The following is a 12,640-nucleotide window of genomic DNA, read 5'->3' as shown; positions in this document are numbered from 1 at the left end:
AACAATGGAAACTCTTGCAGCACCTGTAACTCGCAATAAAAATCCACTTGCTGTACTCAAAGAATACTTTGGTTTTGACACGTTCAGAACACCACAAGAAGACATTATTAATGATGTTATTGCTGGCCAAGACGTGCTTGTTTTAATGCCTACCGGCGGGGGGAAATCTCTGTGTTATCAGATACCTGCCCTAGTAAGACCGGGCGTAGGCATTGTTGTTTCTCCATTAATTGCGTTAATGGAAGATCAGGTCACTGCGCTCAGATTACAGGGAATTCGTGCCGCTTATTATAATTCCTCTTTAACCAGTGAAGAAGCAAAAAACGTATTAACTCAATTACACCAAGATGAATTGGATTTACTGTACATTGCTCCTGAGCGCTTGATTAGCTCCTCATTTCTGGAGCGATTAAGTGATTGCCATATCGCACTTTTTGCCATTGATGAAGCCCATTGCATCTCTCAATGGGGGCATGATTTTCGGCCCGAATATTCTGCTTTAGGTATTTTAAAAAACCATTTTCCTAATATTCCAATTATTGCCTTAACTGCGACAGCAGATAAACAAACACGCAAAGATATTGTAGATAGGTTAAATTATTCCCCAAAAAAATACATTGCTTCATTTAACCGACCTAATATCCATTACAAGGTTATTCCTAAGACTAATGCGGCGAAACAATTAAATCAATTTTTACAGACTGTAGAACAACAATCTGGAATTATTTATTGTGGCACACGTACCGGGGTAGAACAGCTGGCTCAAAAACTACAAAAGATGGGATTCAAAGCCCGAGCATACCATGCAGGACTTACTCATAATGAACGTCGGGAAGTACAAACTTTATTCCGATATGATCGCATCGATATCGTTGTTGCTACCCTCGCTTTTGGGATGGGTATCGATAAGCCTAATGTTCGTTTCGTAGTGCATCACGATCTACCTAAAAATATTGAAGGGTATTATCAAGAAACGGGACGGGCTGGGCGTGATGGTTTACCCGCTCAAGCACTTTTACTCTATGACGCAGCGGATAGCGCTAGACTACGTTCCTGGATCATGAATAACCCACTTGACGAACAAAAACGAGTTGAAACCAATAAGCTTAACCATATGCTTGCTTTTGCTGAAGCATCTCATTGCCGTCGCCAAATTTTATTACACTATTTTGATGAGCTCTGTGACACTGAATGTCGGCATTGTGATGTTTGTGATAATCCACCAATAACTGCTGATGCTACAGAAGATGCGCAAAAATTTTTATCCTGTATTTATCGATTACGACAAAATTATGGTTTAACCTATACGATAGATGTATTGCGTGGTAGTTCTTCAGATAAAATTAAACAAAATGGTCATGAGCAGCTTAGTACTTTTGGCATTGGTAAAGATAAATCAGCCCACTACTGGAAACAATTAGCCTGGCAACTCATCCATAAAGAATATTGCCTACAAGATATAAATCAGTTTCAAGTTCTTAAATTAACACCCAAGGCTATTCCTTTACTTAAAGGCGAAGAAAAAATAGCACTAACCATCCCTAATAATGATTTTCAGGGCAGTAAAAAGAAAGCCAAAGAACGACGTTCTATTCAAGTCACAAAGAGTCCTCTATTTGAATTGCTGCGTTTATTACGACGTGAATTAGCCGATGAAGAAAACAAGCCACCATTTATGATCTTCAGTGATGCAACCTTGCACGCAATGACAGAAATAAGACCTAAAAACCTAGAACAGCTACTCGCAGTACCCGGTGTGGGTCAACATAAGTTGGCTCATTATGGAAGTCAGTTCCTTAAAGCATTAAATGGATATAAGGAATAAGATATTTTTATTTTATTGATTATTATTTTTACAATTCGCTTGTCCATCTATGGATTTATAACAAAACTCTTTCACAATCAGTTCGACTTCTTTTCCATTTGTAGGAGGTTCCCCATTATTTAGCCATAAATTAATATGTACTGGTAAAGGTTTTTGAGGAATATACTTTGTTGGATCCGGTGGTGAGAAGACCCAATTTTGTATTGGGTAACGGTAATCTTCATAGTGACCGTTACCACTTTGATAATAAATCCTATTCTTGCTCCATATAAAGCCATGAGTTGAATAATTTCCATTTAATTTCAATGTATAGCTTAATGTGGTTTTATTGAGTTCAGCTATGGAAGGCCAAACCGTATAAGAACTATTAGACGCAGCAGTACTTTTTATTCCCCATTTGGAAAATTCAATATCAATTTCATTAGTTCCAGCAGGTTCAGTATCTTTCGGTGGATAATTGAATAATCCAAAAATTACATTAGGATCTAATTGGTCAACTTGCCCTACGATATAAAACCAATATTCTCCGAACCCCAAAGAAGTTGTGGTGTATAATTCAGCACAACTCCATTTACCCTGATTGTGTATAATCTTTAAATGTAACCAGCCCTTTGAATCAACCCATACATTATTACTCGACCACAAATTTGGACCAGGGCTCCCAAAACCATCTCGAGCGCACCACGTTAAATTCGAAAAAAATAAGGGTTGTTTGCAATTTACAGATCTCTGAGGTATAGCTGAGTCACAATCTCCTTTTCGATCTTGATTTGGACACAATATTTTTTTATCCAATAAAATCGGCGACTTTTGATTCTGAATAATATCCACTGCTTTTGAGTAAGTATTACTCCATCCTAAAAAGAACATCCCCAAAATAATTTTTATTTCTTTATTCATCCGGAGTAGTCCAAAAAATAATTAAGACCACAAAAGCTATTCTCGCTTGTTCTTTCTAAAAAACGGAAGCGCATCCCATAACTGCAGGGTAACTGTTAGCACGGCTAATATGGTAAGAATAGCTAAAAAAACCAAATGATTTTTAAAAAATAGTTTCATACTTAACCACCAAGACAACTTGCCCACAGTATAAATTGCTCCAACCTGGGTACTATTCACCCCTGAATCGCGAATTACTGATACCGAACCAAATATTTGGGACTGTTTTTTCTTATTGGTTAACGCATAATTAAGTAAATCAAAGCCATGTGAATTATCAGCTAATAAGGCAATAATACTGCGTTGTTTGAAGTATGGAGATTGAGCCCCCACAATGCCCGCTATAGAATTATTTGCAGTGATGGCCGTCATACTATTTACTGCGGTATTTGATTGTTCTAAGGGAACATCGGGCGAATGACTTGGACGTAAAGGTTCCTTAATGAAGCTTCTTGTTTTATCGATAAGCAAATTCAATTCACTTTCCTGAAGAACTTCTTTAGGAATTTTTCCAATAATCAGAATATCCACATCTTTATTTTGTACAAGAGACCAATCATCAACTAGATTAAAATATAAAGCTGGATAACCAGTTCGTGAGCCAATAAGTCCTAAGGCATTGAGTAAAGTAGCTATCTCTGAAGCTTGTGGATTTTTATCGATAAGTATCCAGGATTCCGACAAATCAGCTAAACGGCTAAATGGAAACCCCCCATTAATAAAAACATTTAAATTAGGCATCTCAATATAATGATAAAAATGTGACAAATCTATATTTGAGGTTTCCCTAATTATTGCATTATTAGTAACTATGTTATGCGATTCACAATGCCCACTCATTGTTCCTCCCCCAATAGAGGCCGCATAGTCAAAAAAGAAACTCATTTGATTATTCACTTTTACCGCATATAAGGGGATGTCAAATTTTGTATCGCTATGTAATAGCCCAAATAGATTGGAGAGTTGCGCATTTTGTGACTCTTGCTTACCTGTTTTAGATAAGGAATAACTTTTAACAAACATATCATTCACGCTAATAGTGAGATGCGAGTTCCCCACAGCAGGTGCCGGTGTGTATTGATATTTTAATTCTAATGGAATCCCTGAATTAGTGGGTATATATAAATCTGGAGGGATATTAAAATTGATTAGAATTGGAGACAAAGAGAACCCAGATGATTGAAGTTGTCCTTTGTATTGTTGAAGTTCGGTGAAGGTGACCGGTTTGTCTGTGCGCACCCAATTTGGTGCATCGTAAGGTTTCCGAGCATTTACTGTTTCTACTTTATCAATAGTCACGCTCGTACCATGAAATAATACATTACCTTGGGCTATTCCTTTAACTGCCTTTATTAAATCGTTATCATCACGACCTAGTATAAGCAATAGCTTTATAGCTGGATTATCGGGATGGCTCATCATTTCTATAGTTGGGGCATTCACTGGAGCATGACTTTTTAGAAAATCTGGATGTTCATTATTTGTTGCAAGCACAATGGCATTTTGCTGTGGTAATTGATTTAAAAGTACAGAAAAAGACTGCCCACGCCAAAGCGATAAACTACCAAACCATGAGGTCAAAATAGCCGCAGCACGTTGTTGTACTAAACTCGGTTGGTTGGCAAATACAATGGGTAATCTTAAAGGATCTTCATCAAGCGGATCAAAAAATGGTATAGGGAAATGAGACAAGTCATTATCTAATTGTAGTGTATTTAGTGTAAGTTCAAGAAAGCTGGTCTGACTGAGATCTAACCATAACGTAGTGCTTCCGAGATACTCACATACCGCCTGATAATGGCCGATAAATTCAAATTTTAATTGGTTACGATCAGCAAAATAACGGGGATCTAATGGAATTTCTACATAATTAGATTTTCCTAAATGGTTGGCAGTAATGGTAATCAAACCCGCTAATTCGTCATTAAGATAAATTTTTAATTGAGACTGTATCGGAATTAATGAAGGTGAAGGAGTAAAGTGTAGTTTTAATACTGCCCCAGTAACGATTTTATCCTTTCGTAACGTAAAAAAAACGGATTGGATTGGTTGCATTCCTTTGAGCGCAATAGCATTTTTTGGGGTTGCTGCATTTTTTAAAAAAATCTTTCGTATTTCGGAGGAAGGCTTAGCAAAAGAAGGTTTGATTGGATTAGATTGTGCAGGCAAAAGAGGACTAGCTTCTACTAGGAAGGCGCTACCTAATAACACTAATAACATCATTCTCCGAAACATATTAACTTCCTTTTTAACCGCTCTTAAGAATGGATTGATCTGTTTAACGTCTAAGTCTCTAAAACAACCGAAATTAAAAATCCATTGTGATTATTCAACAACTTAGGTTCTTTACTGATAATTTTACCAGTATATAATATTATGCCGTGATTAGTAAAAAATTGAAATATCGCTTTGGAATGTTCATTGGGCTGATAAATAAATAATTGCATTTTATTATTGTCTTCTATTTTAACAATATAAAAAGGCCTCATATCGTTTTCATTAAAACTGTAAAAACCAAATAGATTAAATGAAATTAAGTTTAAAGGCTTACTAAATAAGTAATTGAGATTATCGTATTTTTTAGATAAGCGTGGGTTTTCAAACATCGCCTGTATATTGTAGAGAAAATTATAAGCGATGATCTTGTTCTTGTCTGCATTCGTTTCAGATATAAATTTCACTCCATAACTATATATTTTTGTCTCAGTTAAATCGTAGTGTTCTTTATTCATAATCTGTATTTTTATATCAACATATTCCTTACCTAAGAAAACTCTTAACTTTAGGATTTGGTCTTTATCCAGTTCTGTAAAACAAAACATAGATGCTCCCATTTCATGTAGGTCAGTTAAAATGGCTATGTCTCTTCTAGAAGGTTTATTAGATACTAACGCAGGAGTTATGGTAGGAAATCTGAAATTTTCTCTTTTCTCACTTTTTGATAGGGCAAATTTAGTAGCTGTTAAGGAAAGGAAACTGTTGTAACAGGTCCAAAATATAGCAGTATAAAGAATTAATGGGCTTCTAGCAAAAACACTCTCTAAATTTAAAACGGCATAGATAATACTTATTACACTAAAAATTGGAATAATTAATTGTGCTAGAAGCATACTACTTTTAGCTGCCTGATTGTTTGATTTTTGGGTAGTTACAAAGGGAATATTTCTTCGTACAATACCCCGCAATGACTTGAGAAAAACCAAATACTTAAGTACATCATATTGTTCTTGTAATAATAGGCTATAGCGAGGACATGAAACTTTAAACGCAAGAAGTGAAAAAACGAGATAGGGAATAAATCTCATGAGGAATTCAACATTTATGGCTTTTATGGGTGCTATGCCCGTAAATAAAACGACGATAGGCGCGAAATAAAAAATTAATTTTTGCAAGCCAGTCATATAGGTGAGCATGCTGGGCAAATAGGCGATTCTTTGGCTTATGGTCAATTGGTTATTAAACAGAGGGTTTTCTAAACGATAGATTTGCATAGCCCCCTGTCCCCATCGCGTCCATTGTTTTAAGTACGGTCCTAAAGTAGAGGGGGCTATGCCGTAGGCTAGGCTTTCATTATGGTATACAGATTTCCATTTTCTTGAATGCAATTTCATGGAAGTATGTAAATCTTCGGTAACTGTTTCAGTCGCGAACCCCCCTATCTCCATTAGGGCAGCTCTTCTCATAATACCGCAAGTTCCACAAAAAAAAGCGGCATTCCAATGGTCTTTTCCAGGCTGAATTACATGATGAAATAAGGCTTGTTCTGACCACAATTTATCATTCTTCATAATCCTATGAGAAAATGAATCGATATTGTAAAAATCTTGGGGAGATTGAACAAAAGCAACCTGATCATCATTAAAATATCCAAGTAATTTATCTAAAAAATTCACTTGCGGTACATGATCAGCATCAAATATGGCAATAAAATCCCCTTCAGTCTGAGTAAGTGCATAGTTAAGATTACCCGCTTTAGCATGAGTATGATGAGGTCTGGCGATATAGTTACACCCCATTTCCTCGGCCAAGGCTTTAACTTCTGCTCGATTCCCATCATCCAATAAATATGTTTTATGAGGATAGGCAATGTTGATACATCCCAGGATAGTTTTTCTTAATATTTCTGTAGACTCATTTAATGTGGGGATAAAGACATCTACTTTGAGGCCGGGTTTAGGTGGAATGGATTGTCTATTAGTTGGATTCCAAATACTAAAATAAAAGAGAAGCGCGGCAAGCCAACCGTATACCTCGGCGGCATAAAGCAATACCGAAAATACCAAAGCATCAGGATTAAAGGTGGTCGCCCGCCAAATTATGTAATACGTCGTTATTAAGAGTGAAAGAGAAATAATGATATGATTTCGGGTTTTCTTGAAACCGGAGTTTGTTATATCCATAAAATCACACTCTGTACACGACCATTTTTCATACTACACTTTCCTTGTACACAACTGATTTGCACCGTATTTCAATAGAAAACTTATGTTTTAATAATGGTAGTCAGTCGTTGATATGTTCATAGATGATATAATGCTTCTATATATGAGATTATATTTTACTTTCACGAGACATACTTAAACTTTTGTCGTATAGGAAGAAATAATATTAACTATTTGTATCTATTAAGTTAATAATAAGACTATAAGCTGAAAAAATCCAGCCCATCTCAGCTGCTTAATATTTTATAGGAGTATTATGAACTCATTGAAACAAAGAATGAATCATTGGAGAGGATTAGGCCTATGGAATTATTATTTTATAGTTAAGTTTGCTCTATTATGGTATGGGTATCTTAATTTTCATCCCTTTTATAACTTCCTGTTTTTAGTATTTCTACTGTTCCCTCTTCCTTCTTTGAAACTTCATCGCTATAGGAATTACATCGCTATTCCTATTGGTTTTGTTTTGTTCTATCATGATACCTGGTTGCCAGGCATCCAATCCATCCTTTCGCAAGGTGAAAACCTACTTGAATTCACACCGGATTATCTTCTCGAACTCCTCAATCGCTTTATCAATTGGTACATGATAGGCGCTGCTTTGTTATTATTGGTTGCTTATTTATTAATCTCAAAATGGGTAAAAATGACTGTTTTTACAGTCGTGATCCTACTAGGCTTAATGATCACCAGCATTATAAACCCTTCTTTTTTATTTACTTTCATGAAAAAAAACCAAGAAGTAGTTGTTGATAATACAACTACGACAGATTCAAAATCGACACCTAATAGTAATGCCCCCCCTACTGATGAAGAATTAAATAAATATTTAAGTCAATTCTATAAAGAACAAAAAAACCTACACACGGCATTCCCTAATGAATTATCGGCAGATGCCCAACCTTTCGATATTTTAATCTTGCAGATATGTTCGTTAGGATGGACTGATATAGAGGCTGTTCATTTAGAAAATGACCCTTTATGGAGTAAATTTGATATTTTGTTTAAAAATTTTAACTCTGTCGCTACGTACAGTGCCCCATCAGCAATTCGATTATTACGTTCCTCTTGTGGTCAAACACCTGAGTCTGCGCTTTATACTCCTGTAGAGTCTCAATGTTACCTATCAGATAATTTGGCTAAACTTGGATTCTCTCCACAAGTGGTTTTAGATAACTCAGGCGAATTTGCGCATTTTTTAGAGGACATACAAGAATATGGAGGTTTAAAGAATGCTCCTTTGTTGTCACAAGCAGGTATTAGCCTACAGGAAAAATCTTTTGATAATGAACCCATTTATAATGATTCCCAACTTTTAAATCGTTGGTTTAACAACTTGGTTCAATCGAAAGTAGATCGTAGTTTTACTTTTTTTAATATATTGGCACTACACGATGGGGCTCGCTCTTTAAATGATAATAAAGTGATTCCTTATAAAGTAAAAGTAGTAGAATTATTTACTGACGTGGATGATTTATTTCGTCGTTTAGAACAATCCGGTCGAAAAGTAATGGTAATCATGGTTTCAGAACATGGTAACAACCTTACCGGCGACAAATTACAAATACCTGGTTTAAGGGATATCCCCTCTCCTAATGTAACTCATATACCAGCGGGAATTAAATTTATTGGTATGAAAGCAGTTCATACTGACCCTATTTTAATTGAGGCTCCAAGTAGTTATTTGGCCTTATCGGAATTAATATCGCGAGTGGTTGATGGAGGAATTTTTAATCAAACAACAATTGATTGGCAAAAGCTCATACAAAATTTACCTCAAACACCTATGGTCTCAGATAATGGTGTAGTTACTGTGATGAAATATCGCGGACATTATTATATTCTTTTAAGCAAAGAAGCAAACTGGATACCCTATAATTAGGGTATCCTACCTAAATTCAGCGTATCGGATCATAGGATTAATGGGCATATTCATATCACCTTGCCAACCCTCCAAAGAATATCGAAGGTAAATCGAGGCATGACTTGGCGCATAATCTGTAGATTGTTGATAATCCAAATTTGCGCCTAAAATAATATGATTACTTAAGCGATATTCAATTAAAGCATTTATTGAGTATCCATAACCAGCGGTGGTACTTCCAGTATAGTCTGAGGAAGTTTCTATGTTTCGGACAAGACTTGGTATGGGATAAAATGGACTTGATGCCACTGTGGCGACTGACCAAGCACCGGATCCTCCCAATTCAAACGACCAGTTTTGTGTACGTTGGCGATACGCAACAGGGATGTAAAACCCAACAAAGCTCTGTGGACTGTAATACCCACCTTGGCCCAGTGAATAAAAATTTAGATTTTTTTGAGAAAACCAATTCATATTCATAAGTCCCACTGTGGCAATCCGATTTACTTTATTCACTAATCTATAATAATAACCTTCAAGTGTTATAACACGCTGATTTGAGGGGACATTTTTTCCAGTTAAGACACCCGCAGTAATATAAGACCAAAGTCCGTAAGACTTTCCTCGATCATACCCCAACGATAAATTAACATTATTAGAGACAACGCCACCCCAGACTGTTCCTGTATTCGGATCTTTAGCGCCTGCAAAAGATAATAGAGAGCTCGTGACAGGACGTCGAGCGATCCCTAGCTGCCATCCAATATGATGTAGAGAACTCCGGTAACTTAAACTACCCACGGGATTAACAACATAAAAACCAATCGGGGTTTCACCCAGATCCATTACCCAATGTTCATTTTGCCATCCTGCGGCAACACTATCTCCTTTAGCTATTTGGGATACACCCGTATCGCAGCCTGTAGAACACGTCCCAAAGTTACTAAAATATACTCCATTAGTAGTATGGAATGTCCCTGCACTATATGTGACAAAATCGCTTCTAAAAAAAGCCTGCCCCCCAAATAAATGTCTAGTTGCATGTAAGACCTCATCTTGAGCATTTATTTGACCTTCACCACGAGTTCCAGTCAAACTCCAATAATCAAAATCAAGTGTTACCGTAGTTTCTAATTCGTGATACAGCGTAGCAGCTTCTCCCCGGATACTGCTTTTGATCCAATCATCTGCAGGGTTATTACGGGTTAAATACGTGTAGGCAAGATTATCTGTTGGGAGTATCGAGGTAATCTGGCTCTGGACCATTGCCTCCCGATAATCATTTTGAGCTTGTTTAAATGCTTTTACTTTGCGTTCTAGCCTTGCAGCGTCTCGGAAGAGCATCGCATTATCAGGACTTGGCTTCTTCCTATTCACTTGCTGTTTTAATTGTTGAAATTGGGAATATGCTTTTTTGAGGTCACCCACATCCCCCCAACTATTTGCTATTCGTCTATTAATATTTACATCTTTTTGTTGATTAAGTCGTTGATTATGTAAAAGTTGTCGTGCGGCATCCAACTGCCGTGCTGCGATTAATACCTCAATTTCACCTAAAAGGGCATCAATATTGTGCGAGTTTCTAGCCTGTACTTTTTTATAATAAATCAACGCTTCATTGTATTGTTCATCTTCTCTAGCCCAATCAGCCAATTTCATTAAAATAGTATCATTCTCTGGTGCTTGTTTTAGGTAAGCATTTGCCCCTACCTTATCCCCTTTATCCCGTAACTGTTGGGCAAATGCTAAGATCAACTCAATTTGTAATCGTTGTACAAACTGACGCATGTCTGCATTCCATTTTCTTTTTGGAAGTGTATTCATCTTTTTTAAAGCAAGTTCATTTTGATTTTTCATGCTTAAGTAAAGTGCATAAGCGTAAATTAACTCAGGATTTGAAGGGTGTTTTGCCTCAAGTTGTTTGAATACATTATCCGCTTCCTTTTCTTTAGATAATTTATATAAAATTTGAGCTAAATGAAAATTTAGCCATATATTGTCTGGATCTAATTTTTTCGCCTGACGATATTTGTCTGCCGCTTTTAGTAGTTGATCATGTTCTGCATAGTATTCCCCTTCTTTCTGTGCCAATGAACTTTGCAATCCATGTACAAATTTCAGCATTCCTGAAGTCCATTTTTCTTTTGGAAGTGTATTCATTTTTTTTAAAGCGAGTACGTCTTCTTTTTTTATAGTACTTAGATAAAGCGCATAAGCATAGATTTGATCTGGATTTGAAGGTTGTTTTGCCTGAAGTTGTTTAAATAGAGCATCGGCTTCTTTTATTCTAGCTGACTTATATAAAGCAATGCCCAAACGGAAGTTTAACCATACATCATCAGGAGCGAGTTTTTTAGCTTGTTGATATTTTTTTACAGCCTGTGCCCATTGGTTATGTTCGGCATATTGCTCTGCTTCTTTCTGGACTATAGAGCCTTCTAAATTATTTTCTATATATTGAAGTTTGCCTTGCACTTCCGGGGGGGTACTTTTCAAATAGGTAAGCGCTTTTTGTGGTGATTGGCGTTTATACATACTCGCCATACCCGAAATCGCATCTAGAAATGTGGGGTCGATTGATAAAGCGTGTTTATAATTCGCTTCTGCTTCTTTAAAATTATTTTTTTCAGTAGCTACATCTCCCAACCCAGACCAAGCTTTTTTGTTTTGATTATCAAGGTGTTGAGCCTGAATAAATTCGTTTTCAGCCTCATCAAATTTACCCAATTTTACCAATTTATCTCCATGGTAAACGAATAATTGGGATAATCTTTTTTTCATCAGAGTTATCCAATTAGCTGTTTGAACACCAGGTGAAATAATATGACGGGTCTGTAAAAATAAGTATAAAGTGTTTAATTGTCTCAATGCAGTATCTTCATATTCTGGAATTTGTGATACGGCCATCCAATATTCAGCAGTTAATTGGGGTGTGGGAATATTATTGTGAAATAGTTCATCATATTGTTGTTTCGCTTGAATGTATTGCTTAGCTATGACTAATAGACGCGCTTTTTGTAATTTTTGATTTTCGGCAGGTTGAGTCAGAGTAATTATTGTTAGAGCATTTCTGTAAAGAAGTGTATCAGGAACAAGTGCCTTTAATTTTTTTAAAAGTATTTTTGCCCGGGTTAGATTGCCCTCTTTTACGGCTAGCCTAATCTGAGCAGAGATAACTTCAGGATCGTTGGGTGCTATTAGTTCTAAACGTTCAAGGGTTTGTTTCATTAAATCATATTTATTATTTAGTTCTTCAAAAAGAGCTTTTTCTAACAACAGGTTTTTTATATTTAAAGAATTATCCTCAGATGTTAAGTTATCATTAGTAGAAGAAGGCGTGTTGAATGCAATAGCATTATGTGTGAGTAATAAAGTAGCACAAGTTAATAAGCCTAAAAATGGTGTTTTTACATAACCAATGAGTTTCATCTATATTTCATTTCTTAAAGTTGAAGTCGGTTTTGTTAAAAATTTTATTAAAAACTATCAACTCATAGAAAATATCCTTATTTTAGTTAATCCAATTATTCTCTAATAGAAATTGATTTGGTTATTCATTTTAAAGCACGA

At 36.0% G+C, this 12,640-nt stretch carries 6 protein-coding genes; 2 read left to right on the top strand and 4 right to left on the bottom strand.

Features of this window, described 5'->3' with window-relative positions; all coding sequences use genetic code 11:
• Positions 1–4 precede the first annotated feature (4 nt).
• Complete coding sequence (recQ, locus tag HBNCFIEN_RS05090) at positions 5–1,825, top strand: DNA helicase RecQ (protein ID WP_182392995.1); 1,821 nt, start codon at positions 5–7, stop codon at positions 1,823–1,825.
• A 12-nt stretch (positions 1,826–1,837) separates the two neighbouring features.
• Here the strand turns inward: recQ and HBNCFIEN_RS05085 are convergent, their stop codons facing one another.
• The 3 genes from HBNCFIEN_RS05085 to HBNCFIEN_RS05075 are packed head-to-tail and all read right to left on the bottom strand — an operon-like array spanning position 1,838 to position 7,164.
• Positions 1,838–2,725 (bottom strand): glycoside hydrolase family 16 protein, encoded by an 888-nt coding sequence (locus HBNCFIEN_RS05085; RefSeq protein WP_182392994.1) that lies wholly within the window; start codon positions 2,723–2,725, stop codon positions 1,838–1,840.
• A 36-nt stretch (positions 2,726–2,761) separates the two neighbouring features.
• Entirely contained in the window at positions 2,762–4,999 is a 2,238-nt protein-coding gene (bcsB, locus tag HBNCFIEN_RS05080) for a cellulose biosynthesis cyclic di-GMP-binding regulatory protein BcsB (RefSeq protein ID WP_182392993.1), read from the bottom strand.
• A 50-nt stretch (positions 5,000–5,049) separates the two neighbouring features.
• The gene (locus HBNCFIEN_RS05075; RefSeq protein WP_182392992.1) at positions 5,050–7,164 is read right to left on the bottom strand and encodes a glycosyltransferase; all 2,115 of its coding nucleotides are present in this window, start codon (positions 7,162–7,164) and stop codon (positions 5,050–5,052) included.
• A 298-nt stretch (positions 7,165–7,462) separates the two neighbouring features.
• Between HBNCFIEN_RS05075 and bcsG the strand changes: the two genes are divergently transcribed.
• Positions 7,463–9,088 (top strand): cellulose biosynthesis protein BcsG, encoded by a 1,626-nt coding sequence (gene bcsG / locus HBNCFIEN_RS05070; RefSeq protein ID WP_182392991.1) that lies wholly within the window; start codon positions 7,463–7,465, stop codon positions 9,086–9,088.
• Between the two features lie 6 nt (positions 9,089–9,094).
• Here bcsG and HBNCFIEN_RS05065 read toward each other — a convergent pair whose 3' ends face one another.
• Positions 9,095–12,499: a cellulose synthase subunit BcsC-related outer membrane protein gene (locus tag HBNCFIEN_RS05065; RefSeq protein ID WP_182392990.1), complete on the bottom strand. Its 3,405-nt coding sequence runs from the start codon at positions 12,497–12,499 to the stop codon at positions 9,095–9,097.
• Positions 12,500–12,640 lie beyond the last annotated feature (141 nt).

It is taken from the genome of Legionella sp. PC997 (genome assembly GCF_014109825.1).
Lineage (GTDB): Bacteria > Pseudomonadota > Gammaproteobacteria > Legionellales > Legionellaceae > Legionella.
Note: the sequence above shows the minus strand (reverse complement) of the source record. Positions and strands in the feature narration are given on the sequence as shown.